Annotated in this window: 25 protein-coding genes and 1 pseudogene; 7 read left to right on the top strand and 19 right to left on the bottom strand. The window is 66.7% G+C overall.

What is annotated here, in order from left to right; genetic code table 11:
- Positions 1-94: 94 nt before the first annotated feature.
- Positions 95-1,630, bottom strand: coding sequence for a PucR family transcriptional regulator (locus ABZ942_RS03295; protein ID WP_357378552.1), 1,536 nt, complete (start codon positions 1,628-1,630; stop codon positions 95-97).
- An 85-nt stretch (positions 1,631-1,715) separates the two neighbouring features.
- Between ABZ942_RS03295 and ABZ942_RS03290 the strand changes: the two genes are divergently transcribed.
- Positions 1,716-2,189: a nucleoside deaminase gene (locus ABZ942_RS03290; protein WP_357378550.1), complete on the top strand. Its 474-nt coding sequence runs from the start codon at positions 1,716-1,718 to the stop codon at positions 2,187-2,189.
- 35 nt (positions 2,190-2,224) lie between these two features.
- Positions 2,225-3,184, top strand: a complete 960-nt coding sequence (locus ABZ942_RS03285; protein ID WP_357378548.1) for a 2-oxoglutarate and iron-dependent oxygenase domain-containing protein — start codon at positions 2,225-2,227, stop codon at positions 3,182-3,184.
- Between the two features lie 10 nt (positions 3,185-3,194).
- Here the strand turns inward: ABZ942_RS03285 and ABZ942_RS03280 are convergent, their stop codons facing one another.
- On the bottom strand, positions 3,195-4,496 hold the full coding sequence (locus ABZ942_RS03280) for a DoxX family protein (RefSeq protein ID WP_357378546.1): 1,302 nt from the start codon (positions 4,494-4,496) through the stop codon (positions 3,195-3,197).
- 398 nt (positions 4,497-4,894) lie between these two features.
- On the opposite strand from ABZ942_RS03280, the gene ABZ942_RS03275 reads away from it, so the two are divergent.
- Both ABZ942_RS03275 and ABZ942_RS03270 read left to right on the top strand, forming a co-directional pair.
- Positions 4,895-6,025 carry a phosphotransferase family protein gene (locus ABZ942_RS03275; RefSeq protein WP_357378544.1) on the top strand — a complete coding sequence of 377 codons (1,131 nt, stop codon included), beginning with the start codon at positions 4,895-4,897 and terminating at the stop codon, positions 6,023-6,025.
- Between the two features lie 9 nt (positions 6,026-6,034).
- Complete coding sequence (locus tag ABZ942_RS03270; protein WP_357378542.1) at positions 6,035-7,132, top strand: hypothetical protein; 1,098 nt, start codon at positions 6,035-6,037, stop codon at positions 7,130-7,132.
- A 1-nt stretch (position 7,133) separates the two neighbouring features.
- On the opposite strand, the gene ABZ942_RS03265 is transcribed toward ABZ942_RS03270, so the two are convergent.
- From ABZ942_RS03265 to mqo, 7 genes are all read right to left on the bottom strand, one after another.
- A complete protein-coding gene (locus tag ABZ942_RS03265) occupies positions 7,134-7,526 on the bottom strand; it encodes a VOC family protein (RefSeq protein ID WP_357378540.1) in 393 nt (130 codons plus the stop codon).
- 71 nt (positions 7,527-7,597) lie between these two features.
- Positions 7,598-7,984 carry a cobalamin biosynthesis protein gene (locus ABZ942_RS03260; protein WP_357378538.1) on the bottom strand — a complete coding sequence of 129 codons (387 nt, stop codon included), beginning with the start codon at positions 7,982-7,984 and terminating at the stop codon, positions 7,598-7,600.
- A 186-nt stretch (positions 7,985-8,170) separates the two neighbouring features.
- Complete coding sequence (locus ABZ942_RS03255; protein ID WP_357378536.1) at positions 8,171-9,790, bottom strand: cobyrinate a,c-diamide synthase; 1,620 nt, start codon at positions 9,788-9,790, stop codon at positions 8,171-8,173.
- Between the two features lie 100 nt (positions 9,791-9,890).
- Positions 9,891-10,505 carry a cob(I)yrinic acid a,c-diamide adenosyltransferase gene (gene cobO, locus ABZ942_RS03250; protein ID WP_357378534.1) on the bottom strand — a complete coding sequence of 205 codons (615 nt, stop codon included), beginning with the start codon at positions 10,503-10,505 and terminating at the stop codon, positions 9,891-9,893.
- 57 nt (positions 10,506-10,562) lie between these two features.
- On the bottom strand, positions 10,563-12,590 hold the full coding sequence (locus ABZ942_RS03245; RefSeq protein ID WP_357379350.1) for a magnesium chelatase subunit D family protein: 2,028 nt from the start codon (positions 12,588-12,590) through the stop codon (positions 10,563-10,565).
- 150 nt (positions 12,591-12,740) lie between these two features.
- On the bottom strand, positions 12,741-13,190 hold the full coding sequence (locus ABZ942_RS03240) for a GNAT family N-acetyltransferase (RefSeq protein WP_357378532.1): 450 nt from the start codon (positions 13,188-13,190) through the stop codon (positions 12,741-12,743).
- A gap of 18 nt (positions 13,191-13,208) precedes the next feature.
- A complete protein-coding gene (gene mqo, locus ABZ942_RS03235; protein ID WP_357378530.1) occupies positions 13,209-14,738 on the bottom strand; it encodes a malate dehydrogenase (quinone) in 1,530 nt (509 codons plus the stop codon).
- 305 nt (positions 14,739-15,043) lie between these two features.
- On the opposite strand from mqo, the gene ABZ942_RS03230 reads away from it, so the two are divergent.
- Positions 15,044-16,009 (top strand): alpha/beta hydrolase, encoded by a 966-nt coding sequence (locus ABZ942_RS03230; protein WP_357379348.1) that lies wholly within the window; start codon positions 15,044-15,046, stop codon positions 16,007-16,009.
- Here ABZ942_RS03230 and ABZ942_RS03225 read toward each other — a convergent pair.
- From ABZ942_RS03225 to map, 5 genes are all read right to left on the bottom strand, one after another.
- Positions 15,989-16,552, bottom strand: coding sequence for an alpha/beta hydrolase (locus tag ABZ942_RS03225; RefSeq protein ID WP_357378528.1), 564 nt, complete (start codon positions 16,550-16,552; stop codon positions 15,989-15,991). The genes ABZ942_RS03230 and ABZ942_RS03225 overlap by 21 nt on opposite strands.
- A gap of 47 nt (positions 16,553-16,599) precedes the next feature.
- Positions 16,600-16,992 (bottom strand): type II toxin-antitoxin system VapC family toxin, encoded by a 393-nt coding sequence (locus ABZ942_RS03220; RefSeq protein ID WP_357378526.1) that lies wholly within the window; start codon positions 16,990-16,992, stop codon positions 16,600-16,602.
- The gene (locus ABZ942_RS03215) at positions 16,989-17,285 is read right to left on the bottom strand and encodes an AbrB/MazE/SpoVT family DNA-binding domain-containing protein (protein WP_357378524.1); all 297 of its coding nucleotides are present in this window, start codon (positions 17,283-17,285) and stop codon (positions 16,989-16,991) included. Before ABZ942_RS03215 ends, ABZ942_RS03220 begins: the two co-directional genes overlap by 4 nt.
- Positions 17,286-17,380: 95 nt before the next feature.
- A complete protein-coding gene (locus tag ABZ942_RS03210; protein ID WP_357379347.1) occupies positions 17,381-18,925 on the bottom strand; it encodes a cobyric acid synthase in 1,545 nt (514 codons plus the stop codon).
- Positions 18,926-19,025: 100 nt separating this feature from the next.
- Positions 19,026-19,889: a type I methionyl aminopeptidase gene (gene map / locus ABZ942_RS03205; RefSeq protein ID WP_357378522.1), complete on the bottom strand. Its 864-nt coding sequence runs from the start codon at positions 19,887-19,889 to the stop codon at positions 19,026-19,028.
- A gap of 142 nt (positions 19,890-20,031) precedes the next feature.
- Between map and ABZ942_RS03200 the strand changes: the two genes are divergently transcribed.
- Entirely contained in the window at positions 20,032-21,042 is a 1,011-nt protein-coding gene (locus tag ABZ942_RS03200; RefSeq protein WP_357378520.1) for an LLM class flavin-dependent oxidoreductase, read from the top strand.
- Between the two features lie 230 nt (positions 21,043-21,272).
- Here ABZ942_RS03200 and ABZ942_RS03195 read toward each other — a convergent pair whose 3' ends face one another.
- From ABZ942_RS03195 to ABZ942_RS03185, 3 genes are all read right to left on the bottom strand, one after another.
- The gene (locus tag ABZ942_RS03195; protein WP_357378518.1) at positions 21,273-22,046 is read right to left on the bottom strand and encodes a hypothetical protein; all 774 of its coding nucleotides are present in this window, start codon (positions 22,044-22,046) and stop codon (positions 21,273-21,275) included.
- Positions 22,047-22,220: 174 nt separating this feature from the next.
- Entirely contained in the window at positions 22,221-22,805 is a 585-nt protein-coding gene (locus tag ABZ942_RS03190) for a hypothetical protein (RefSeq protein ID WP_357378516.1), read from the bottom strand.
- Positions 22,802-23,443 (bottom strand): papain-like cysteine protease family protein, encoded by a 642-nt coding sequence (locus ABZ942_RS03185; protein ID WP_357378514.1) that lies wholly within the window; start codon positions 23,441-23,443, stop codon positions 22,802-22,804. The genes ABZ942_RS03190 and ABZ942_RS03185 overlap by 4 nt, the downstream gene beginning before the upstream one ends.
- 271 nt (positions 23,444-23,714) lie before the next feature.
- On the opposite strand from ABZ942_RS03185, the gene ABZ942_RS03180 reads away from it, so the two are divergent.
- Entirely contained in the window at positions 23,715-24,563 is an 849-nt protein-coding gene (locus ABZ942_RS03180) for a C1 family peptidase (protein WP_357378512.1), read from the top strand.
- 1 nt (position 24,564) lies between these two features.
- On the opposite strand, the pseudogene ABZ942_RS03175 reads toward ABZ942_RS03180, so the two are convergent.
- Positions 24,565-24,741, bottom strand: a pseudogene (locus tag ABZ942_RS03175) (UTRA domain-containing protein); the annotation flags it as partial.
- A gap of 15 nt (positions 24,742-24,756) precedes the next feature.
- Positions 24,757-25,863, bottom strand: coding sequence for a hypothetical protein (locus ABZ942_RS03170; RefSeq protein WP_357378510.1), 1,107 nt, complete (start codon positions 25,861-25,863; stop codon positions 24,757-24,759).
- Positions 25,864-25,945 lie beyond the last annotated feature (82 nt).

Here is a 25,945-nt window from a genome sequence, read left to right as displayed (position 1 = left end):
CCCGCTCTGGACGCCCCTAGTCAGTGCGGATCCCGAGAGTCGGTGCGGATCCCGCGGCGGTAGGTGCGCCGGACCACAGCGGGCAGCTGCGGCGTCAGGCGGAGGTTGTGAGGCGGTGGGCGCACAGAGCCAGCAGGAGGGTGCCGGTGAGGGCGGGGGTGGCGGGGTCGTAGCCGAGAAGGTCGCGGATGCGGTCCAGGCGCTGGTAGAGGGATTGGCGGCCGATGTGCAGGGTGGTGGCACAGCGGGTGGGGCTGCCGCCGTGGCGCAGGTAGACCTCCAGGGTGCGGGTCAGGTTGCTGTGATGGGTTGTGTCCCAAGCGATCAGCGGGGCGATAGTGGTGGCGATCAGGCGGGTGCGTTCGGCTGCGGGCAGCGACTCGACGACGAGTTCGGTGGCCAGTTCGCGGCAGGTGGAGATGGGGCTGCCCGCCAGCCAGTCGCGGCGGTGCCGGGTGGCCAGGCGGAGTGCGGACCTGGTGGCTTCCAGTGATCCCGTCAGTGCGGCGGAGGTGAACTCGCAGGGATCACCGACCACGAGAGTGACACCCTCGATAATGTTGGTGGCGAACGCGTTTCGTAGCAGCCGGACCGTCTCGCCGACCGGGTCCGCGGTCGCCTCGTCCAGCGCGAGCACCGCGTAGGTGGTGGCGTGCACCTCGGCGACCAGGCCGGGTCTGCCGAGTTCCTTTGCCGCGGTGTCGATCAGACGGGTCGCGATGCGGGCGTCGGGTGCATCGATCGCCACCGGCACCAGCGTGCGTCGCGCCAGCGTGGGCACACCGGCCCCGCTGGCCCTTACTTTCAGATCAGCCTGCCGAATCGGCTTGCCGTCCAGCAGATCCGCGAGCAATGTCGTCGCCGCGAGCTGCGGACGCCCCGTCGGCGCGCCCGAGTTGGCCAGCGCGAGACCGAGACTCGGGGCAGATTGGTCCAGGACGGTGGCGAGGGTAGCGCCGTCCAGCGGCGAGCCGGGCCCCGCGGTGAGCGTCCCCCACGTGTTCTCCCTGGCCCGGATCGATGCGGAAGCGGCCGCGGATTCGACTGCCGCCCAAGCCGATCGATCATCGTCGACGCCGTGCGCGGCGATCAACGCCCCGTTGCCGCTCGTCACGATCAGCGCGCAACCCGCCACCTCGCCGATCCTGGCGAGCAGCTGGGCGAGCCCATTGCCCGCCGCCAACTCCCCGGTGAGGTCGCGCGCCAACTCGTTGAGCAGCCGCAGCGAACGCACCTCCCGCGACACGATCTCGGTATTCGCGGCCCGGCACAGATCGATGAACGGCACCACGCTGCGCAACGCGATCAACGGCAGCCCATGCCGCGACGCCTCCGCCACCATGTCCGGCGGGATGGCGTCGAAGGTGCGGCCCAGCTCGATGGCGACACCGGCGACCTCGCGCCCGGCGACCTCGCGCAGGTAGTGCCGCCGCGTCCCCGCGTCCATCCCGGCCAGGCCGAGCCCGGTGGTGAGCAGCAGTTCACCACCGGACAGCAGCGGACTGATCTCGTAGATCTCGCTCGAATGCACCCAGCGCACCGCCCGCCGCAGTGCGCTGTGACCTGCCAAAACGAGCGGATCGGCCGCGCCGAACTGATCGTCGAGCAATTCGCGCACGGTAGGCAACATGCGGTCATCCTGTCATCCATACCCCAGGACCGTGCGGACGATCTGTACGTTGCGGTAAGGGGCGGTTCCCTTGGAGGCTTGACCCATGACGCAGTCGATATCGGCACGACAACTGCTCGAGGTGGCATACGACGAGGCTCAGCTCGGGCTCGCCGAGGGCGGCATCCCGATCGGCGCGGCGCTGTTCGCGGCCGACGGCACGCTGCTCGGGCGCGGCCACAACCGTCGCGTGCAGTCCGGCGATCCCAGCATCCACGCCGAAACCGACGCCTTCCGCGCCGCGGGCCGCCGCCGCGACTACGGGGCGACGATCATGGTGACCACGCTGTCGCCGTGCTGGTACTGCAGCGGTCTGGTCCGCCAGTTCGGCATCGGCTCGGTCATCGTCGGCGAATCGCAGACCTTCTACGGCGGCCACGACTGGCTGGCCGAGCACGGCGTCGCGGTGACCGTGCTGGAGGACGATCGGTGCGTCGAGATGATGACCAGGTTCATCACCGAGAACCCCGCGCTGTGGAACGAAGACATCGGCGTCGCGGACGCAATCGAGGCGCAGTGAACACCTTCGAACGCACCAGCGGAGAGTGAGACCGAATGAACGCGATCGCATCGATCGACCTGTCCCGATGGCGTGCCGGCGGCACCGAGGCCGCCGAGGTCGAACGCGAGGTGGACGAGGGGTTGCGGCGCGCCGGATTCCTGCTGGTCCACGGGCACGGTGTGCCGGAGGGCCTGGCCGGACAGGTACGCGCGGCAGCGCGGCGGTTCTTCGCGCTACCGGACCCGGTGAAGGAGAAGTACGCCGTCACGGTCGGCGGGCGCGGGTGGATCGGGCCGGGCAAGGAAGCCAACGGCTACGCCGAGGGCACCGCGACCCCGCCCGATCTGAAGGAGACCTTCGCCATCGGCGCGGACACCGCGACCGGTGATCGACAGATCGACGACGTCTGGTTCCTGCCCAATGTCTGGCCGGATGAGGTGATCGAGCTACGCGAATTGGCGACCGCCTACACCGACGCCGTGCACACCCTGTCCGACGAACTACTCGCACTGTTCGCCGCAGCACTTCACCTGCCCGCCAACCCATTTCAAGACTTGGCTGCCCGCCCCACCTGGACCTGCAACATCAACCACTACCCACCACTGACCGCCGTCGGCACACCGGAGCCGGGCCAGTTCCGCATCGGCCCACACACCGATTTCGGCACCGTCACCGTGCTCGACCGCGAGCCCGGCGCAGGCGGTCTTCAGGTGTTCACCGAGGCGGACGGCTGGGCCGACGCCCCCTACGATCCCGCCGCCCTGACGGTGAACATCGGTGACCTGCTTGCCTATTGGAGCGGCGAGCGATGGCCGTCCGGCCGCCACCGCGTGCTGCCGCCCCAGGCGGAAGCTCCGGAGGAAGACCTGGTGTCGTTGATCTACTTCTACGAACTAGACCACGACGCCATCGTCACCCCACTCCGACCACCGATCGGACGAGTGACCGGCCTACCCCCGGTCGTCTCCGCCGAGTTCCTCCGCACCCGCCTCGACGCCATCACCATCGGCTGAACACAGCCGGTCAGCTGAAGTGCGGGTAGTCCTGGACCCACTTGAAGCCGGTGCTGCGCAAGGGGAATGAGTTCAGGTCTACCTGTTCCAGCGTCAGGGTTACCTGGTGGCCGTTGAGTTGACCGTCCAGTCGCAACTGGTCCGGTGTGGGTTGTGCGAAGGTGAAGGTGCCGATGTGGGTCGGCTGGGCCTGCGCGATCTGCCCCGGCAAGGCGTCGCCTGTCGCCTTGGCGACCGTGACGGTGCGTGCCTGGGTGTCGACCGTGCCGACGACGGGCACCAGACTGCCGTCCATCTTCTGGTAGGTCATGCCGCCGATGTCGAAAACCACGCGCTGCCAACGGTCCTGGTCGGTGGTCAGCGGCGCGAGCGGCCGACCGTCCTGAGTGAACTCCGACACCGTCCAAATCCCGTACAGGGCAGGCTTTTCGGTGCCGCCGCCACCTTCGTTCCAGAACTTCATGTCCTGTTGCACTTGCCCTAGCAGCACCCACACGGCGAGCACCGCCTGCACACCGACCGCGATCCACCGGATTCGCCGCGATCGGAACGGCTCCGGCTGCGTCGCGGGCTCCGACGAGCGTTGCAGCACCAGCACATTGGCCAGTCTCCTGGCCTGCGGCGCGAGCAGTACCAGCGAGATCAGCATGAGGTGGCCGGCCAAGATCTTCACCGGCACATCGAAGGTCATGTTCAGGATGAACACCTGCGCCATGCTCACCAGGCTGAGCATCGCGCCCAGCGTCGCGGTCCGCGGCAGGAACAACAACAGACCGGCGACGACTTCCGCGGAGCCGAGCAGGATCTCGTAAACGGGCGAACTGCCGACCTGCATCCAGAGCACCGATGCCGGAGTGAAGTCGCCGTACTCGGTGAGCAGAGTGGCCAGCGGCGGCTCCGGCATCTGGGAGGGAATGGCCTTGGCCAGGCCGTAGAAGAGCATCTGTCCGGCAAGGCAGAGCCGCAGGAAGAGCAGGAACCAGGCGTTCAGCCGCTGGTAGCTCGGGCGATGCCGATCCAGCACGGACCACACGACCGTCGCCAGCAGCGCGACCACCAGGTCGCAGAACAAGAAGACCCAGATGATCGCCTGGTCGCCGCTGCCGGAATCCAGATGCAACTGGACGTCCGCGCCGAAGACATGCCGACCGACCCATTCCCAGATCGGACTCAGCGGGTCCAGGAATCCATTGATCGCACGCTGGGGCAGCTTCGGCCCGAGCACTCCGCTGTAAACGAACAAGAACTGCGGAAACACCAGGCAGAACAGGCCGAAATAGGTGAAACAGAACCGGAATGCGATGCGGGTCAACAGGTTCCACCGCGAGCCCGGGTCGACATCCCAGGCTCCACTGTCCCGATCAACTGACGCCGTGCTGATAGCACTCAAAACGAACCCCTCAATCCGAAAACCTCCGCGTGCAGCCAACGATATTGCGGCGAGAAGTCGCGAACCTCCAGGAAATCCCCGGTCTTTCCCTAGGTAATCAGTCGTACGTGCTACCCACACCCAGCCACTCGTGCAAGCCCGAGCACCGCCGAGTACTCCCATGTCAAGGCCCGGTTCCGACCAGTGAGCGGGTTCGAGAACCTCGAACGTTTTCCACCCGCGGGCCGACTGGAACGAGTTACTGTCGCGTATCGCGGCACCGCCGCTGATGTGGGCTGTGCGCAGGCAGGCCCGCGCGTCATGGCGTCAGGAGGACAACGATGGCCGAAGATCCGGATCCCGCCAAGCGGCAGCAGCTGACCGTCAGCGAGCGCGATCTCAACGTGCTGGCCGAGGACTTGGCGCGCTGGCTGGATTCGAGGGTCTGCGCCGATCATCCGCCGAAGGTCGCCAATCTGTCGCGCCCGCAGGCGGGTGGAATGTCGAGCACATCTATCCTTTTCGACGCCGAGTGGAGCGTGGACGGGCGACACGAGAGCGGGTCGTTCGTCGCCAGGATGGCGCCGGAGGCCGGATCGTTCCCGGTGTTCGAGACCTACGATCTGGCCACCCAGTACAAGGTGATGGCCGGCGTCGCCGAGACCACCGACGTGCCGGTGCCGGGACTGTGCTGGCTGGAAGAGGACGAGAAGCCGCTCGGCACACCGTTTTTCGTGATGAAGCGAGTCGACGGACGGGTGCCGACGGACAATCCGCCGTACGTGTTCATCGGCTGGCTGTTCGACGCGAGCGCCGAAGAACGCGCGCAGCTCACCGCGAACACCGTCGAGGTGATCGCGAAGGTGCACGCCATCCCGGATCCGGCGATCCGTTTCCCGGCGCTGCGCGGGCCCGGCCAGTCGCTGCGCAGGCACGTCGAGGCCCAGAAGGCTTGGTACCGCTGGGCTTTGGCGGACGACGGCTTCGAGATCCCGCTGCTCGAGCGAACTTTCGCCTGGCTGGACGAGCACTGGCCCGCCGATCCGGGGCCGGACGTCCTCAGCTGGGGCGACGCGCGACCCGGCAACATCATCTTCCGCGAATTCGAGCCCGCGGCGGTGCTGGACTGGGAGATGGCCGCGCTTGGTCCGCGCGAACTCGACGTCGCGTGGGTGATCTTCATCCACCGGTTCTTCCAGGACATCGCCACCCGGTTCGATCAGCCGGGCCTGCCCGACTTCCTGCGCCGCGCCGACGTCGTCGCGAAATACGAAGAGCTGACCGGTCATACGGTGCAGAACCTGGATTGGCACATCGTCTACGCCGCGCTGCGGCACGGCATCGTGATGGCCAGGGTGAAGCGCCGGATGATCCACTTCGGCGAGGACACCGACACCCCGGACCGAGACGACTATGTGATGCACCGAGCGAGCCTGGAGCGGCTGCTCGATGGAACCTACGAGTGGGATTGAGATTCAGTCATGCCAGTTCCGTTGGACGAGTACCCGATTCACCAGACCGGCCTATCGCTGGCCCGGGTGGCCAGCAGCGACCGAAACTTCTATGACCGAAGCTATTTCAACGGTCACAACCGCGACGGCGGCGTCTTCTTCATCACCGGCTTCGGCGTGTACCCGAACCTCGGGGTGACCGATGCCTACGCCCTGGTCCGGCACGGTGACGTGCAGCGGTCCGTCCGCTTCTCCGACGCGCTCGGCGACCGCAGCCTGGAGCAAAAGGTCGGCGGCTATCGCATCGAGGTGGTCGAGCCGCTGCAGCGGATCCGGGTGATCTGCGAGCACGACGATCTGTCCTTCGATCTCACCTGGGAGGGCGCCTTCCCGACCGTGCAGGAACAGCCCCATCTGATCCTGTCGGGCAATCGGCCGATCATCGAGGCGAGCCGGTTCGCCCAGCTCGGCTCGTGGGCGGGCACGCTGCACGTCGACGGGGACGACATCACCGTCGACCCGGCGGTGTGGACCGGGACCAGGGATCGGTCGTGGGGCATCCGCCCGGTCGGCGAGAGCGAGCCGCCCGGGCGGACGGCCAGCGAGCCGTCCGGCGGCTTCTGGTGGATGTATGTGCCGCTGCGGTTCGAGGATTTCGCGGTCGTGGTCATCGTGCAGGAGGAGCCGGACGGCAAGCGCACACTGAACGACGCCGTGCGGATCTGGCCGGACGGGCGCACCGAGCAGCTCGGCTGGCCGCGCATCTCGATCGATTATCGTTCCGGCACAAGGCATCCCATGGGCGCGCGGCTCGAGCTGAGCACGCCGGACGGCAAGCCGCTGGAGATCGAGGTGACCACGGGCACCAATGTGCCGCTGCATGTGGGTTGCGGGTACGGCGGTGATCCGGACTGGCAGCACGGCCAGTGGAAGGGGCGTGACTGGTCGTTGTCCAGCCGATACGACCTCACCGATCCGGCCATCGTCGCTCGCGCGCCCTACGGCGTCATCGACCATGTGGCCCACGCCCGCTGCGGCGACGCGGAGGGCTGGGGGCTGTTCGAACACGCCAGCCTCGGCCGCCACGATCCCACCGGCTTCGCCGACTGGGGTTCGGTCGCGCCGTAGGTCAGGGTTCGGGGCGGGCCAGTTCGGGGCGCTTGCTGTAGTCGGTCAGTCCGATCACATTGCCCCACGGGTCGGCGACTTCCACACTCCATCCGGTACCGACTTCGAAAGGCGCGGTGAGCATTTCGACACCGCGCCCTTCGAGCTCGGCCGCGGCGGCCTGCGCGTCCGGCACCTCCAGCCAGACCCGCATCGCGGGCGGCGCGCCCTGCCCGGCGGCCGGATCGACCATCGCCATGATCCCCGGCGTTTCCGCCGCCACTCCGAACAGGGCGATCCCGCGCTCCGGCACCGTGAACCGCACGGAGAGCCCGAGCTGGTACTCGTAGAACTCCACCGCCGCGGCCAGGTCCCCCACGGGAACCAGCACGTTGTCGATCCCTCTGATGTCCACTCCGTCATCAAACCACTCGGTGGCCGTGGGCTCACCCGGTTCAGGACACGCCGAACCGGCACCCGCACCTGCTATGCAGGCCGCCGTCCGGCCGGGGGTGCGTTACGTTGGGCCGCAGCGATAACGACACCGTGGACGGTGCGTTTGGGAACAACCAGGGTGCCGCCCTCGGCGGCGAGGATGGCGGCTGCCTCCGCGACGCTCGCGGTGCCCACCGCGGCCACCGTTCGCGAGTCCGGGTTCGGCACTGATACTTCGGCCAGCTCGGCGGCGGTGAAGGTCCGAATCGGCACCCCGAGCACAGCGGCCGCGTCGAGCAGGCCGGGCTCGGCAGCACGTCGATCGATGGTCGCCAAACAGGTGATCTCGTTGAAAGCCAACACCTTACGCACCACCACCACGATGCGGTCAGCAGAAGTACCGGGACGCAGTCCCAGGCCTACGATCAATTCAGCCATCATCACCTTCGAGCTCGGTAGAGCAGAGAGTCCAGGAGTCGCCCGTGTGCAACCGTTGGCATTGCGGTAGCAGTCGCTCTGCCGGGAGCAGATCAGCCAACGGCTGACCCGAACATCCTCATACGCGGACGCCGCAGCGAAATGACCTGTGGCTCTGGGATTTCCGGCTGGCGAATACCAGTCCGTTCAACGGCCGACACGAGCACCCGCATACTCGGCTGCGGCGGTGACGAAACGCCCAGTGGCTCCAGGGTTTCCGGCGGGATGAGTGTGCAAGTACGAGGCATGGACATTGCGGACGAGCGCACCCTCCCGCACACGTGCGCCGTCGCTGCCGTGCCAGCCCCAGGCTGGACTATCCCCGCCCGCCGCGATCAGGCGAGTCCGGTGGAATTCGTGCCCCCGGACGCGTTCCCCGGCGCGCCACAGCGGGGAATCCGCCAGCGCCACCGCATCTCGGTAACCGAGGGTCAGTCGTGGACCGAACTCCGCGTCAGCGTCGATCACCCCGGCCATCGGGTGTCCGTCGAGTGAGCGCGTCAGGTAAAGCAATCCGGCGCACTCGGCATGCACGGGCATCCCGCGCCGGGCCTGCGTGGCCACCGCGGCCAGCAAAGCAGTGTTGGCGGCCAGGTCCCGGGCATGCTCCTCCGGGAATCCACCGGGCAGCACTAAACCTGCCGTCCCGCTGGGCAATTCGTCTTGTAGCGGATCGATTACCACCAGCCGCGCTCCGGCGGCCAGCAGCAGCTCGCGGTGCTCGGCATAGCCGAAGGTGAACGCGGGCCCGCCCACCATCGCGATCAGCGGGCCGGAACCCTCGACCCGGTCCGCAGCGGCAGCGAGTCGATCGACGACCGGACCATGCGCCAGACCGCCTACCTCCGCAGGCGATACGTCGGCGGTGCCGAATCCGGCCGGATCGAGCGAGGCCACCGCGTTGTCGGTGACACCATTCGCACGATCTACGCGGGCCGACCGGTCAGTACCCGGAATCCGAAGGGCACCTGCCGTTTCGGCTGACGGAAGCCGTCCACCGGCCGCGACGTACGTACCCCGCACAGCTTCCACTGGATCCCAGGCCGGGCCGGTCGCGGTCGATCGGGCCAGCGCCGCGATAGCGTGCAGATCCACATGCGTCGCAACCAGATCCGTCATCGCGGATACCGCGGCGGTGGCGAGAGCGCCGTGCTCCACGGCGGGGATCAACCCGAGATGCCGCGAGGGCACCTCTAATTCGGTCATTCTCGGCAACGAGCCGAGCACCGGAAGTCCGACCCGGTCACAGGCCGCGCGCAGCACCAGATCGTGCCGTTCACTGCCGACCCGATTCAGGATCACCCCGCCGAGCCGAACACTGCTGTCGAAGGTGGCGAAACCATGCAGCAGCGCGGCCAGACTCTGACTGTGCCCGCGTGCGTCGACCACCAAAACCACTGGTGCACCGAGCAAACTCGCGACCTGCGCGGTAGACCCTTCGGCGACCGGCCCCACATGGTTCTCATCGATGCGGCCGTCGAACAGCCCCATCACGCCCTCGACCACCGCGAGATCGCAGTCTCGCGCGCCGTGTCGATACAGCGGCACCACACGTTCCGCGCCGACCAGTACCGGGTCGAGATTGCGCCCCGGCCGCCCCGCCGCCAGCCCGTGGTATCCGGGATCGATGTAATCCGGCCCCACCTTGAACGGCGCGACCCGATGCCCGACCCGCCCCAACGCCCCGATCAATCCCGTCGCCACCGTGGTCTTCCCACTCCCCGACGCAGGCGCCGCGACCACCACCGCAGGCACACCCGCGCTCACCAGCCACGCCCCTGGTAGCGCAATCCGCACCGACTCTCGGGATCTGCACCGGCTCTAGGGCCCCATACCGGGTGCAGATCCCGAGAGAGAGTGCGGGAGTTCACCATTCGATGCCGCGTTGGCCCTTACGGCCCGCGTCCATGGGGTGCTTGAGCTTGGTCATCTCGGTGACGAGGTCGGCGGCGTCGATGAGGGCTTGGGGGGCGTCGCGGCCGGTGACGACCACGTGCTGGTTGCCGGGCCGGTTGGTGAGGGTTTCGACGACCTCATCGATGTCGACCCAACCCCATTTGAGCGGGTAGGTGAATTCGTCGAGGACGTAGAAACGGTGCTGCTCGTCCTTCAGCCTGCGGGCGATCTCCTGCCACCCGGCCAGCGCGGCGGCGGCGTGATCCTCGTCGGTGCCCGGCTTGCGGGTCCAGGACCAGCCTTCGCCCATCTTGTGCCACTCGACCGCGCCGCCCACGCCGGTCTCCTCGTGCAGGGTGCCGAGGGTACGGAAAGCCGCCTCCTCCCCCACCTTCCACTTGGCGCTCTTCACGAACTGGAACACCGCGATATCGAAGCCCTGGTTCCAGGCCCGCAGCGCCATGCCGAACGCCGCGGTCGACTTTCCCTTGCCCGGGCCCGTATGCACCGCGAGCACCGGTTGGTTCCGGCGCTGGCGCGTGGTGAGCCCGTCCTCGGGCACGGTCTCCGGAACACCCTTAGGCATCGAATCTCCTTGATAGTCCTGGTAATCCGCTACCGCACCGCCGCCGGCACGCCACGGTCAAGCGGCGCGGGTCACGGAACCGACGCCGGAGCGCACCACGTCGGCGACCGAATCTCCGGTCAGCTCAGCCAATTTCAGATATCCGCCGCGGAGTTCGCGAGCCAGCTCGGCGGCAAGGCCGAGCCGGATCATCCCGCGCTCGCAGTCGACCACGATCGAGGTGACCCCGTCGTTCGCGAGGCGGGCCGCCGCCGCACGGGCACGCGGAACCGGGTCGACGCCGCCGGTGGCCCGACCGTCGGTGAGCAGCACCAGCATCGGACGACGGCGCGGGTCACGGACCCGCTCACGGAGCACGATCTCCCGCGCCTTCACCAGCCCCGAGGCGAGGGGCGTCTTGCCGCCGGTGCGCATCGCAGACAGGCGGCGCACGGCGATATCGACCGACGACGTAGGCGGCAGCACAAGTTCGGCGTCCTGCCCACGCACGGTGATGACAGCGACCTTGTCGCGCCGCTGGTAAGAATCACGCAACAAGGTGACGACCGCGCCGGTGACGGCGGACAGTCGATCCCTGGACGCCATCGACCCGGAGGCATCCACCACGAAAACAACCAGATTGCCCTCGCGCCCTTCGCGATACGCGCCACGCAGGTCCTCGGCAGCCAGCTTCAGCGGACCATCGCCTCGGCCACGAGACCATTGGTGCGGCGCGGCGGCGAAGACGGTGCCGAGCAGGTGCAGACCGGTGGACGTATCGGTGCTGGGACGAACGACACGACCGTGCCGCGACTCGGCTCTGGAACGACGGCCGGGAGCGCCTTCGCCGATGCCGGGCACCTCCCAGCGCGGCGGCGTCGCGGCAGCGGAAGTCGGTGTGCCACTGCGGCCTTCGCGAGCGCTCGGCCGCTGCCCGGCGCCGGGGCCGTCGGGCGGCGAGTCCGGGTCGTCATCCGGATCGGTATCGATGTCGCCGGTCGATGGGGACGCGTCGGAATCCTGCGGTGACCGATCAGCACCGTCTTCGGGTGACCGATCACCCTCGCTCGATTCGAATTCTGCTGTATCACTGGGCGACTGGGCCTCGCGATCTACTTCTTCGGCGGCCTCCCGCATCGCGTCGTCGAGCTGATCCTCGCTGATCCCCGGCTCATCGAACGGATCCCGCCGACGCCGATGCGGCAGCGCGAGTTCGGCGGCGATCCGCACGTCCTCCTCGGTCACCGCGTCCGCACCACGCCACGCGGCATGCGCCGTCGCGGTCCGCGCGACCACCAGGTCCGCCCGCATGCCGTCGACGTCGAATGCGGCGCACAGCGCGGCAATTCGGCGCAGCTCCCCGTCGTCGAGCAGCACCTGCGCGACCCGATCCCGGGCACCGAGGATGCGCTCGGCCACCGCCCGGTCGGCGGCGGCGTAGCTGTCGGCGAACCCGGCCGGATCGGCCTCGTAGTCGAGTCGCCTGCGCACCACCGACATTCGCACGTCCACGTTCCGCGAGGCGGCCACGTCGACGGTGAGCCCGAACCGGTCCAGCAGCTGCGGACGCAGTTCACCCTCTTCCGGATTCATGGTGCCGACGAGCACGAATCGCGCCGGATGCGAATGCGAGACGCCGTCCCGCTCGATATGCACCCGGCCCATCGCCGCGGCGTCGAGCAGCACGTCGACCAGATGGTCGTGCAGCAGGTTGACCTCGTCGACGTAGAGCACGCCGTGATGCGCGGCCGCCAGCAGGCCGGGCCGGAACGCCTGCTCCCCGTCCCGCAGCACCCGCTCCAAGTCCAGCGAGCCGACCACCCGATCCTCGGTGGCGCCGACGGGCAGCTCGACGAGCCGCGCGGGCCGCGCACCGGTCTCGTCCACCACCGGCGGCAACAGTTGCGCCAGCGCGCGCACCACGGTCGACTTCGCGGTGCCCTTCTCGCCGCGCACCAGCACACCACCGATGCCGGGATGTACCGCACACAGGATCAGCGCGAGTTGCAGCCGCTCCTGACCGACCACGGCGGAGAACGGAAAACCCACGTCCCCGTCGCTCGCCGGACGCGTGCGTGCTCCGGTCAGCGGGTGCGACGACGGCACAGTTTCGGCATGGGACAAAGACACGCCCCAACTCTATGCGCGCTCGCCGCGCCGACCGACGCTGCCCTGCGCATCGTGTCGGCCGCCGGACAGACAACCGCCCTCGTCGCAGGTCTGCGACGAGGGCGGCAGCCGAACAACGGCCGACCATCACCCCTTGCGCATGGGCGTGTGCAGGATCCCGTCTTCGTCGAATTCCTCGCCGTCGGGCTTGAACCCGTGCTTGGCGTACATATCGATGAGATAGCTCTGCGCGTTCAACCGCACGGTCGCCGAGCCGACCTCGGCGAGCGCGGCCTGCAGCAGGCGCGTGGTGTAGCCGTGGCCACGAGCCGACGGGACGGTGCAGAGCCGGCCGATGCGGAAGGACTTCACCCCGTCCTCGTGTTCCTCCAGCAATCGCAGCGTGGCGATCACCTCGCCCTCGTCATCGAGCCAGAAGTGCCGGGTCTCCGGCAACAGGTCGAGCCCGTCCAATTCCGGGTACGCGCACTTCTGCTCGACGACAAAGACTTCTACCCGAAGTTTCAACAGCTGATAGAGGGTGGCGGTGTCGAGATCCAACGCCCATGACCGTTTGAGAGCAACCGTTGACATCATCGCCTGTTGCTATCACACCTAGCGGTTTGCCGCGACCCCCGCATGCTTGGGCGTGTTATCCGTGCCACCCGTGAGGTTCAGCGTCTTGGACGTCCAATCCCACACTTCGTGGAACAACGCCGGGTCCTCGGACAGCTTGACGCCCAGTGAGGGAATCATCTCCTTCAGCTTCGGCGTCCAGCCCGCGTACTCGGTGGGGAAGCAGCGCTGCATCACATCGAGCATCGCGGTGACGCCCGTCGAGGCGCCCGGGGAGGCGCCCAGCAGACCCGCGATGGAGCCGTCGGCCGCGGCGACCACGGCGGTGCCGAATTCGAGCACACCGCCCGCGCCCTTGCGCCGGATCACCTGCACGCGCTGGCCCGCGGTGATCAGCTCCCAGTCCCGGCCGTCGGCGCGCGGGATGAACTCCTTGAGCGTGTCGACCTTGCCCGCCTCGGACTTGAGCAGTTCGCTCACCAGGTACTTGGTCAGCCCCAGTTCCGTGACGCCGACGCCGAGCAGCGAGAACAGGTTGTTCGGCTTCACCGACTTGAACAGGTCGGTGAGCTTGCCCTCCTTGAGGAACTTCGGCGTCCAGCCGGCGTACGGGCCGAACAGCAGGCCCGGCACGCCCTTGATGACGCGAGTGTCCAAGTGCGGCACCGACATCGGCGGCGCGCCGACGGCGGCCTTGCCGTACACCTTGGCCTCGTGCTGCTGGATCAGGTCCGGGTTGGTGCAGCGGAAGAACTGGCCGCTCACCGGGAAGCCGCCGAAGCCGTCGATCTCCTTGATGCCGGACTTCTGCAGCAGCGGCAGCGCGCCGCCGCCCGCGCCGACGAAGACGAATTTGCTGATGAGCGTGCGGGTTTCGCGGGTGCGCAGGTTGCGCACCTTCACCAGCCAGGACCCGTCGGACTGCTTGGACAGGTCGCGCACCTCGTGGCCGAAGGCCAGGTCCGCGCCGTTGGCGCCGAGGTAGGCGAGCAGTTCCTTGGTGAGCGAACCGAAGTCGATGTCGGTGCCGCCGTCGGTCCAGTTCAATGCGACCGGATCGGAGAAGTCCCGACCGCGCGCCATCAGCGGGAGCCGCCGCGCGAATTCGTCGGGACTGTCGATGTACTCCATGCCCTCGAACAACGGATGCCGCGACAGCGCCTCGTAGCGCTTACGCAGATAGTCGACGTTGTCCGCGCCGTGCACGAAGCTCACATGCGGGATCGGGTTGATGAACCGGGACGGGTCACCCAGCACGTTGTTCTCGACGGCATAGGACCAGAACTGGCGCGACACCTGGAACCGCTCGTTGATGTCGATGGCCTTGCTGATGTCCACCGACCCGTCGGCGTTCTGTGGGCTGTAGTTCAGTTCGCACAGCGCGGAGTGTCCGGTGCCCGCGTTGTTCCACGGGTCACTGCTCTCCGCCGACGCGGCGTCGAGCCGCTCGAACAGGGAGATCGACCAATCGGGCTGCAGCTGGCGCAGCAGCGCACCGAGGGTGGCACTCATGATGCCGGCGCCGATGAGTACAACATCGGTCTTTTCAGTCATGGCAGCGTTCGGCACGGCTAGATCGACTTCCTTGTCCTTCTACGCGGGCCCACCGGGCGGGTGGACCTGCCTGGGCACGGTGCTTGCGTGTTATTGCCTCGGTTCGGGTTCGTAAACCATGGCGGGAGTTAGGTTACCCGCCGTTCACCTAGCCCCAATTGTGCACCTCACCACCCCGATCTCCCGCGCCGAACCCGCCGAATGTGACCTAGATTGTGTATGTGACAAAGGAAACTTCACTTGCCGCTCCGAAATCCGACACCCAGGGCGATGGCCAGTGGAAAGCCGATGTCCTCGGCGAGAAGTACCAGCAGCGCACGCTGACTTTCGGGCCCGATCCCGATGGAGAAGGCGAGGCAGTGGCCACCCTGGTGCGCTATCTGCCGGGCGGCGACGTCGAGGCCACCGCGGGGGCCGTCCTGTATGTGCACGGGTTCACCGACTACTTCTTTCAGGAACATCTCGCGGAGCATTTCGCGGCACTCGGGTACCACTTCTACGCACTCGATCTGCGTAAGTGCGGGCGGTCACTGCGCGACGGGCAGACACCGCATTATGTGACCGATCTCGCACTGTATGACGACGAGTTGAACGAGGCATTGCGAATCGTGCGGGCAGAGACCGGTGCTCCGGTTGTTTTGAACGCGCATTCGACCGGCGGATTGATTCTGCCGCTGTGGCTGGATCGACTCAACCGAGCGGGTGGCACCGCGGCGGCCGGGATCGCCGGCCTGGTGCTCAACAGCCCCTGGTTCGATCTGCACGGGCCGTCCTACTACCGGACCGTCGGGACGCCGATCATCAAGGGAATCGGCCGTTTTCGGAAGCAGTTCCAGCTGCCCAGCGCGAAGGTCAGCACCTACGGTGACAGTCTGCATCAGAGCGTGGCCGGCGAATGGGACTACAACCTGGATTGGAAACCGTTGCACGGCTTCCCGATTCGGTTCGGCTGGCTGCGCGCGATCCGCAACGGCCACGCGCAACTGCACGCCGGGCTCGACGTCGGCGTGCCGTCACTGATCCTGCGTTCCCGGATTACGCGGTTCGCCCGCCGGTACGGCCCCGCGGTCGACGTGGCCGATGCGGTGTTGGACGTCAAGCAGATTCAGCGCTGGTCGGGTTGCCTTGGCGACCGCACCAACATCGTGCCGATCGACGGGGCCAAGCACGACGTGTTCCTGTCCTCGGCCGAGCCGCTGGCAAACGCCTTCGCCGAACTCGACAGCTGGCTGGACTGGCTGACGGTTTACCGGGCCGAGTCCGGCTCACCAAGTGCTGGTGCGTAGCACGATCTCGGTCGCCAGTTCGTGGTCGGCCTCGGTCGCCACATTCGTGACGTCGATGTCGACCACCCGGAACTCGCCGTAGACGAAGCGGCCGGAGGCATCGGCCACCGAACGCGGCAGGTTCTTGGTCACCAGCACCGTGGTCGGCAACTCCACTGGACGGACCGTGGCGTCGGCCACGGTGCCGTCCGGGCCCGGGGCCGCCGGATGGCCGTGATCGGCCACCACGAGGCTGATGAAGCGGCCGAAGCCGGCCGCGCACGCTCGCCACGCCAGTTCCGCGCCGGTGCCGCGGGCGGCCACGTTCGCCCACGGCACGCCGATCTGGTCCAGGATCGCGGTGACGCCCGCGGCGTCGAGGCCGTCGATCGACTCCAGCACGACGGTCCGCAGATCCGAATTGTGCAATCGAGCACATACCTGGTCGTAGACGTCCGCCGGGTCGTTCGCGTCGGGCAGCAACAGCACGCTGTGCCGGGATTCCGGGCCGTCTACCCGCACGGTCCATGCCCGATCGCCCACCGTGATCTGCCGAGATTTCATGCCGAATGACGCTACACGGGTCTCCTGAACGAAGTCCTGTCTTCTTGTCAGGCCAGTAGCCGCATGCCCGCGCGTTCGCCGGCGTTGTGGTCGAAGGTGACGGTGAGGTCGCAGCCCGCCTCCTGGCCCAATTGCTGGATGAGCGCGTCGGCGAAATCCGCGCCGTCGGCGGCCTGGCGCAGCGCCTGGCGCACGGTGTCGGCGCGCTCGACCACGATCTCGGTCGAATCGAGCAGGCCGAGCAGCACGTCGGTGACCGCCTCCGGGTCCTGCTGGTAGCCGCGGCGCAGCACCCAGTGGATCTCCGCGAGCACGATCATCGTCACGTAACCGGGTCGGCTCTCGCTGAGGCCGTCGATCACCTGATTGGCGCGCGCGGACTGCTCGGGATCGTCCTGGGTGAGGTAGCGGATCAGCACATTGGCGTCCAGACCGATCATTTCTGCTTGCCTTCCACGACGTTTCCGGTGATCGCCTCGTTCATCTGGTCGAGGCCGATCGGCGAGCCGGACCAGCCGACTATGCCCTTGAGCGACTTGATGGTTCGGGTCTCCGGCACCAGTTCGTAAGTGCCGTTGACGGTGGGCACGAAGGCGACCCGGACTCCGGCACGCAGCCCCATCGCGACCCGGACGTCGATCGGTATGGTGATCTGCCCTTTGCTGGTCACGGTCGCGGACACCACGTTTCCCGCCCTGCCGTTGGTCTTCTTGTCTGCTGCCACTTCGCTCACCGACCCGTGCTTCTCCCACGCCCACCGACCCGCGCCTTACCCGGAGCCGAATTCCTTACTGAAAGGTAAGGGGCGGCGTACGTCGCGTCAACAGTTCAGGTACGCGAGGTTGCCGATGTGGGGAGCGCGTGGGTTGCCAGAGTCGGCAGATCCAGGGGCGCGCCGTCGGTGAGCAGGCGGTCGAGCTGGGCGAGATCGAGGTGGTTCTCGATCAGGTCGGCGAGCAGGTCGAGTTGGGTCGAGCGGACGGTGGCGACCGAAGTGTCTTCGGCGACAACGAAACCCGCGCGTCCCGCTGCGGCGGCCACCGAACGGAGCCAAGTGCGGCGGAACTCGTCCGATTCGAGCAAGCCGTGCAGGTGAGTACCCCAGAGTGCGCCGCGCACACTGCCTTCCGGTTCCCCGTCGAGGTCGAGCCAACCGGGATCGCCGTTGCCGACCACTCGTCCGTGGTGAATCTCGTAGCCGTGCACCGGAATTCCCGTCGTGTCGCGGCCACTGCTGTGGCGCAACACTTTCGGATCGGCGAATTCGATCTCCAGGTCGAGCAGGCCCAGTCCGTCGACGGTTCCCGCGCCCGACTCGATCGGGTCGACGATCCGCTTGCCCAGCATCTGGTAGCCGCCGCAGATGCCGAGGATCGGGCGGCCCGCCGAGGCACGGGCGCGCAGAGCGTCGGCAATTCCGGTGCGCCGCAACCACTCCAGGTCCGATACGGTCGCTTTGCTGCCGGGCAGTACGACGAGGTCGGCCTCGGCCAGCCGCGACGGCTCGCTCGCCCAGCGCACCGAAACCCCTGGCTCGCAGGCCAACGCCTCGATGTCGGTGGAGTTGGAGATGCGCGGCAGGCGGATGGCGGCGACGGTCAGCCACTCGGTGCCGACCGGTGCGCGTTGGCGGCCGACTGGTGCGTCCGCGAGGGTGCTCAGCGAGTCCTCGGCGTCGATCCAGAGGTCCTCGGCGTACGGGAGCACGCCGAGGGTGGGGCGACCGGTCAGCTCGGTCAGCCGGTCCAGGCCGGGACGGAGCAGTTCGACGTCGCCACGGAACTTGTTGATCACGAACCCGGAAATCAGTTGCTGGTCTTCGCGTTCCAGGATGGCGACGGTGCCGAAGAGGTGGGCGAGCACGCCGCCGCGATCGATATCGCCGACCAGCAGCACCGGAAGCCGCGCGGGCTGCGCGAGTCCCATGTTCGCCAGATCCGTTGCCCGCAGATTGATCTCGGCGGGCGAGCCCGCGCCCTCGCAGATCACCACATCGAATTCGGCCCGCAGTGCGGCGAGTTCGTCCGCGACCACCTCGCGCAGCCGCTGCCGGTGCTGGAAGTAGTCCCGCGCGCCGACCGTGCCGACCGCCTTACCCCGCACCACCAGCTGCGAGCGCCGATCACTGCCCGGCTTCAACAGCACCGGGTTGAACCGCACGCTCGGCTCGAGGCCGCACGCCTGCGCCTGCAGCGCCTGCGCCCGCCCGATCTCGCCGCCGTCGAAGGTGACCACGGAGTTGTTCGACATGTTCTGCGCCTTGAACGGCGCTACCCGGACGCCGCGCCGCGCCAGCATCCGGCAGATGCCCGCCACCACAACGCTTTTGCCCGCGTCCGAGGTGGTCCCCGCAACGAGCAGCGCGCCCTTCACCGCGCCGACCGACAGCCGCACGCCTTCTGATCTGCCGCACCGGAATTCGCATGCGACTTCTGGTGCCGGAAATCAAGAAGCGTGCGGCTGTTGGGCTGCGTCACGGGAGGGTGAGGATTTCCACGCCGGTGTCAGTGACCACCAGGGTGTGTTCGAACTGGGCGGTCCACTTGCGGTCCTTGGTGACCACGGTCCAGCCGTCGTTCCAGATCTCGTAGTCGATGCCGCCCAGGTTGATCATCGGCTCGATGGTGAAGGTCATGCCGGGTTCGATGATCGACTCGATGGCCGGCTGGTCGTAATGCAGGATCACCAGGCCGCTGTGGAAGGTGGGGCCGACGCCGTGCCCGGTGAAGTCGCGGACCACGCCGTAGCCGAATCGGTTGGCGTAGGACTCGATCACACGCCCGATCACGTTCAGGGCTCGGCCCGGCCGGACCGCCTTGATCGCCCGCAGCGTGGCCTCTTCGGTCCGCTCGACGAGCAGCCGGACGTCCTCGTCGACGTCGCCGGCCAGGTAGGTCTTGTTGGTGTCGCCGTGCACGCCGTGGATGTAGGCGGTGACGTCGATGTTGACGATGTCGCCGTCCTCGATCACCGTGGAGTCCGGAATCCCGTGGCAGATGACCTCGTTCAGCGAGGTGCAGCAGGACTTCGGAAAGCCCTTGTAGCCCAGGGTCGACGGGTACGCGCCGTGGTCGCACATGTACTCGTGCGCGATCCGGTCCAGCTCGTCGGTGGTGACGCCGGGCGCCACCGCCTTGCCCGCCTCTTCCAGCGCCTGCGCCGCGATCTTGCTGGCGATCCGCATCTTGTCGATCGTCTCGGCCGTCTGCACCCAGGGCTCACGGCCCTCGTTGACGGTCTTCTTCCACGCGTACTCCGGGCGCTCGATGGTGCGCGGGACCTCGCGGGTGGGCGACTGGGTGCCGGGGACGAGCGGCTTGCGAGTGCGGACAGACATAGCGAACAGCGTAATCGGAGCTTTCCGCGCGCGCCCAAGCGCCAGACCGACGCGATCGCGGCGGCCAGGCGGAATACCTACGGACTGCGGTCCGTTTACGATATTGGTTGACATCGACACTACTGAGGAAAGAGGCTCGACCGTGGAATTGGGACTCACGACCTTCGCCGAGTTGTACCCGGTCGGCGACCGGCCCGCGCCGACGGCGGCCGAGCGGTTGCGCCAGGTGGTCGAGGAAGCCGTCGCCACCGACCAGGCCGGACTGGACGTCTATGGCGTCGGCGAGCATCATCGCAAGGATTTCGCCGCGTCCTCGCCCGCAATGGTGCTGGCCGCCATCGCGGCACGGACCGAGAAGATCCAGCTGACCAGCGCGGTCACCGTGCTCAGTTCGGATGATCCGGTACGGGTGTACCAGGATTTCGCGACGCTGGACGGACTGTCCAACGGACGCGCGGAGCTGATGGCCGGGCGCGGCTCGTTCACCGAGTCGTTCCCGCTGTTCGGTTACGACCTGTCCGACTACGACGAGCTCTTCGAAGAGAAGCTGGCACTGCTGCTGCATATCCGGGAGGACAAGCCGGTCACCTGGTCCGGCAAGTTCCGCGCGCCGCTGCGCGACGCCACCGTTTATCCGCGCACCGACAACCGGCCGTTGCCGGTCTGGATCGCCGTGGGTGGTAGTCCCGAATCGGTGGTCCGCGCCGGACTGCTCGGCCTGCCCCTGGCGATCGCGATCATCGGCGGCCAGCCCGCCCGCTTCAAGCCGCTGGTCGACCTCTACCACCGCGCGCTCGCCGAGGGCGGCCACGAGAAGCAGCCGGTCGCAGTGCACGCGCACGGCTACATCGCCGACACCGACGAGCAGGCCGTCGCCGACTTCTACGAGCCGTACGCCCTCGCCATGAGCGTCATCGGCCGTGAGCGCGGCTGGGGCCCGATGACCAAGGCCCAGTTCGACGGCCTGCGCTCGAAAGAGGGCTCACTGTTCGTCGGTAACCCCGATTACGTCGCCGAGAAGATCGCCGACATCCGCGACACCCTCGGCCTCGACCGTTTCATGCTGCACACCAGCGTCGGCACCCTGCCGCACGAAAAGGTGCTGCACAACATCGAACTGCTCGGCGCAAAGGTCGCCCCGCAAGTCAGCTGAGCGAAACCCCGTGCGCCGCACACACATTGAGGCCCCGCGTACGAAATCGCTGACGATTCCGTACGCGGCAAGCAACAAGCTGCGCACCACACCAACCGACGCGCGGCACGCCAATCGACGCGCAGCACACCAATCGGTGCGCAGCAAGCCCAATCGGCGCGCAGCGAGCCGGTCGGTGCACAGCAAGCCAATCGACGCGCAGCGGGCGGGTCGCGGCGCACACTTTCGCGTCACGCGCACGAAATCGCTGACCATTCCGTACGCGGCAAGCAACAAGCTGCGCACCACACCAATCGACGCGCAGCACGCCAATCGACGCGCAGCAGGCGGATCGCGACGCACACTTTCGCGTCACGCGCACGAAATCGCTGACCATTCCATGCGCGGCAAGCAACAAGCTGCGCACCACACCAATCGGTGCGCGGCACACCAATCGATGCGCAGCAAGCCCAATCGGCGCGCAGCAGGCGGATCGCGACGCACACTTTCGCGTCACGCGCACGAATTCGCTGACCATCCCATGCGCGGCAAGCAACAAGCTGCGCACTACACCAATCGACGCGCAGCACACCAATCGACGCGCAGCGGGCGGGTCGCGGCGCACATTTTCGCGTCACGCGCACGAAATCGCTGACCATCCCATGCGCGGCAAGCAACAAGCTGCGCACCACACCAATCGGTGCGCAGCAAGCCAATCGACGCGCAGCACGCCAATCGACGCACAGCAGGCGGATCGCAGCGCACACTTTCGCATCACACGCACGAAATCGCTGACCATCCCATGCGCGGCAAGCAACAAGCTGCGCACCACACCAACCGACGCGCACCAAGCCAACCGACGCGCGGCAGCCAATCGACGCACAGCAGGCGGATCGCAGCGCACACTTTCGCATCACGCGCACGAAATCGCTGACCATCCCATGCGCGGCAAGCAACAAGCTGCGCACCACACCAACCGACGCGCGGCACACCAATCGGTGCGCGGCACGCCAATCGGTGAGCAAGCCCAATCGGCGCGCAGCGGGCGGATCGCAGCGCACACTTTCGCGTCACGCGCACGAAATCGCTGGCTGTTATGTGCGCGACGGGCGAAAAGAGGCGCGGCGGGGGTGGTTGGTTGGTGAGGTGTGCTTCGAAGGCGATGCGGAGGCTGCGGGTACCTGCGACGACGGGGTGGGTCAACGGGATTGGAGCCAGGTGCGGAAGCCCGCGCTGTCGAATTCTTTGCCCGCCAACGCCGGGGTCGTAGCCGAGGAGATCACGGTTACGTGGGTTCGCGTCCAGGCGAACCAGGTGTGGGTTGGATAGTCGAGCAGCAATCGGACATCGGCGGCACGTGGTTGGCCCGTCTCCTCCACTCCCGTTGCTATGGCCCGTGGCAGGTACGGCGGGGATGGTTCCAACTGCACCGTATCGGTGGTACTGCGCCCGGCCAGTTGAACCGGCACCGCGATATAAGACTCGTTTCCCACGTGCTCGAGGTTGGGCGCTGCATCGTCGCGGGACGGATTCGTCGCGTACACCGTGACCGGTGCGCCGACTCGTCGAAATATCGCCGCCCCAACATCATTCGACGCACCTGACGATCGAAGAAACGATCCCGCGAGGCGCTGCGCCGCCGGAGTGTCGATCGCGCGGTCGATGGCGCTGTTGTCCGGCTCGGTCTCCCATGCCGTCGCGGGTGGACCGTGATTCGCACACCCCGTCATGGCCAGCCCGACGGCGCAGAGGCCGATCGCGAGGCGTGGGACCGATCCGCTCATCGGGGCGCGATGCCGTAATCCTCGCCGAACCACGTCCAGTCCGAATTCCGGGTGTAGGAGTCGAGCGCCTGCGTGACGCTGCGTCGCGAGGACGGCCAGGGATCCCCATACGTGATGGTGCCCGCATCCACGTCGAAGCCGTAGATCACCTGCGCATGCCCGCCACCGGCCGCCCACGCGATGCCGGTGAGGATCGGCCGATCGGCCGAGATCTCATCGACGACCTTGGTCATCGACAAGGGCGCGCCGACCGCAGCATCGAAGCCGATCCCCCGGAAAGCCGAGGCGATCTGCTCGAGCGAGGCCTCCTCATTGGGGCAGGCGCCGTCCGCGCCGACGCCGTGTACCAGTGCGCAGTACTGACTCTGACTGATCGGCCGGTGCAGATACGTCGCTATCGATGCCCCGTCGGCAGCCCAGCACCACTGATCCGCGGTCTGGGTCTGCTGCAGATAGGGCAGCGTCTGTGCACCGAAGACGGCGCTGCGCGGTTCCGGAACCCGAGGCAGGTTCGGCGTCACCACCAAACCGTGTGGATGCCCGACAGCGGGACCCGGGTCGGCCACAGCGGATCCGTGCAGCGCGAAGGCGAGGAATACCGCGACCAGGCAGCAGAACAACTTCCATTTCGACGCCACGCCTCATCCTTCCGAGCAGAAATACCATGGCACGCTACATATCCCCGCACTCGGCCGCAATACCGCCGCATCGAATCACCGGGCATTTGGGCGACTTGGGTGAATTTACTTGCGAGACACCGCCGTTAACAACGACTTAAATGAATCAGCGTGACTTTTATATTGTCGCCGCCGAAATGCCGTGGAACACTCCCTGTTCAGTTCGCCGAACATTCCATCCGGAAGCGATGGATCATGGGGCTCAGCAGGAGGAACCTTGCAGTATTCGCGCTTGTCCACCGCTCTCGTATCCGCCCTGGGAATCGGCCTCGCGGTATCCACGACCGCGCACGCCGCCCCGGACGTGCCCACTCCGCAGCTCAAGCACCACGCGTTCGGACTCGACCGCGCCGCCGCCCACGATAGCCTCGGCCGGGACACCACCGTCGGTTCGGCGCTGCCGGTTCAAGTGGGCACGATCGGTGCACCACCTGCCGCATACTCGCTGCGCCAGTACGCGTTACCCGCAGGCGATCAGGGTCAGGTCGGCTCGTGCGTCACCTGGGCAACCGGATACACCGGGTACGGGGTGCTGATGAACGAGCAGCAGATCGCGGGCGACCCGATGGCCCCCATGTTCGTCTACGCACAGATCGCGCAGGGCAACGATCAAGGCACCTACGCCGGTGTCGCGTTGCCGATCGAGCAGCAGCAGGGCATCGACACGAAATCCGATTACTGGCAAGGCGATTTCGACTACACGACCCAGCCCGACGCCAAAGAACGCGCGAACGCCACACATTACAAACTGTCCGGCGCATTGGACCTCACCAAGGGCGACGTTGTCACCAACATCAAGAAGGCGATCGCATCCGGCCTGCCGGTACCTTTTGGATTCGACGTCAGAGAGAGCTTCGAGGACCTCGACAGCACCAACGACAACTACAACCCCGCACCCAGCGAGAAAATCCTGGGCGGCCACGAGGTCACCATCGTCGCCTACGACGCAAAAGGCGTGACAATCGAGAATTCCTGGGGCCCGAACTGGGGCAAAAACGGCTTCTTCACCGCCCCATGGTCTTTCATCACCAGCGCCGACGTGAACGAAATCCACTCCATGGGCCGACTACTTCCCGCCTGAGCTACTTGGTGAGGTGCGCCTCGAAGGCGATCCGGTCACCGCGATAGCGGCCGCGGACTCGCTCGATCGGGTCGCCGTCGGCGTCCAGGCTGCGGCGGTGTAGCAGCAAAAGCGGTAGGGCGGTGGTGCATTCGAGCAACGCGGCTTCCTGTGGGGAGGCGAGGACGGTTTCGATGCGTCGGTAGCGGCCTGCCTACTTCAGCTGGCCGGTATCGCTGGCCGACTGCAGTGAATGATGTGACAGATAACGATGCCGTTGAACGAAGGCAGAACCACGACCGACCTGGCGGTGCGGGATCCCAGCTTTCAACTGGATGTGACTCGAATCGCCGTTCCTGCTCAGCATAAAGACTTGATATCGCCCGTCGGTCCAGGGACCGAGAGACTGACTCGCGCTGATCTTACGATCGTTCCGGTAGGAATCCCCTTGCAAGCCAGCCAATCTGGCCGCCTCAGCCGCCGTCCATTCGACGTTGTCTCGGTGATACAGGATCCGCGGAACCGCCGGTTTTATCTCCTTGTCGGCATAGAACGCCAGGTATGTCGCCGGCCGGAAGTTCCGAGCGGGCGGGCAGATATACGCAAAACATTTCTCGTACAAGCCCCACGCAGATTGTGCGGGAACGACCAATGTGTCCACGGGCATCACCGGCCGTCGCCGGTAAACCGCCGTGACACGTTCACGCTCTTCGAGCCACGCCCGCGCAGCCGGGCTGATCCATTCAGCGAGCGCAAGCATCTCATCGAGATGGAACAGGATATCCTGCGCCAGCAGCGAGTCATGGTGCGCCAACCGATTCCGGAACGGCCGCAAGCGCTCCAGCTTCGCCGTGACATTCTTTCGCCGACCTGACGGCGTCCCAGGCAACGCCTTACTCAGCGCGGCACGCCACAACTCCTCGTGCTTACCACCGAACAGTTCGCTCCAGAATCCAAACGTCTGCCCCGCTACGATCTGGTCCCGAGAATCCCGAGCAGGGCTGATGTTTCGTAGGCGCGTTCTGGTCGCCTCGATACTGCGAGCGATTGCCTCGGTAGCCTCGCCGGTAATCGACGGACAGAGGAACCACGGCAGCTTCCGCTTGGATTCCTCGGCATACACAGATAATTCGCGGTCCACTGCGTTCCGGAGCATCACCTCGAGATAGGCAAGGACCTCCATGCATGCTGCCGAAACTTCAACGTTCCAGGCATAGAGGTCAAGTGCTGTCGAGTCGTTACCGGAACACTCGTGGATATAAGGCGCCAACCGAGGCAGAGCCAGCAGAGCTTTGAAGTCGTCGGAGCTGGTGAAGGCCACCAGACAATGCTAGCCTTGATTACGAACGCCCCAGGCCGCCTCTGCCAAGGTATGCGACCTGGGGCTCCCCTATTTCTGACAG

Source organism: Nocardia sp. NPDC046473, from assembly GCF_040645995.1.
Taxonomy (GTDB): Bacteria; Actinomycetota; Actinomycetes; order Mycobacteriales; family Mycobacteriaceae; genus Nocardia.
This window is presented reverse-complemented; position numbering and strand designations above follow the sequence as displayed.

What these genes read in the sequence shown, in the direction of transcription:
- ABZ942_RS03295 (WP_357378552.1), bottom strand. Translation starts at nt 1,630, where the DNA reads ATGTTGCCTACCGTGCGCGAATTGCTCGACGATCAGTTCGGCGCGGCC.
- ABZ942_RS03290 (WP_357378550.1), top strand. Translation starts at nt 1,716, where the DNA reads ATGACGCAGTCGATATCGGCACGACAACTGCTCGAGGTGGCATACGAC.
- ABZ942_RS03285 (WP_357378548.1), top strand. Translation starts at nt 2,225, where the DNA reads ATGAACGCGATCGCATCGATCGACCTGTCCCGATGGCGTGCCGGCGGC.
- ABZ942_RS03275 (WP_357378544.1), top strand. Translation starts at nt 4,895, where the DNA reads ATGGCCGAAGATCCGGATCCCGCCAAGCGGCAGCAGCTGACCGTCAGC.
- ABZ942_RS03270 (WP_357378542.1), top strand. Translation starts at nt 6,035, where the DNA reads ATGCCAGTTCCGTTGGACGAGTACCCGATTCACCAGACCGGCCTATCG.
- ABZ942_RS03260 (WP_357378538.1), bottom strand. Translation starts at nt 7,984, where the DNA reads ATGGCTGAATTGATCGTAGGCCTGGGACTGCGTCCCGGTACTTCTGCT.
- cobO (WP_357378534.1), bottom strand. Translation starts at nt 10,505, where the DNA reads ATGCCTAAGGGTGTTCCGGAGACCGTGCCCGAGGACGGGCTCACCACG.
- ABZ942_RS03240 (WP_357378532.1), bottom strand. Translation starts at nt 13,190, where the DNA reads ATGATGTCAACGGTTGCTCTCAAACGGTCATGGGCGTTGGATCTCGAC.
- ABZ942_RS03225 (WP_357378528.1), bottom strand. Translation starts at nt 16,552, where the DNA reads ATGAAATCTCGGCAGATCACGGTGGGCGATCGGGCATGGACCGTGCGG.
- ABZ942_RS03220 (WP_357378526.1), bottom strand. Translation starts at nt 16,992, where the DNA reads ATGATCGGTCTGGACGCCAATGTGCTGATCCGCTACCTCACCCAGGAC.
- map (WP_357378522.1), bottom strand. Translation starts at nt 19,889, where the DNA reads ATGTCTGTCCGCACTCGCAAGCCGCTCGTCCCCGGCACCCAGTCGCCC.
- ABZ942_RS03190 (WP_357378516.1), bottom strand. Translation starts at nt 22,805, where the DNA reads ATGAGCGGATCGGTCCCACGCCTCGCGATCGGCCTCTGCGCCGTCGGG.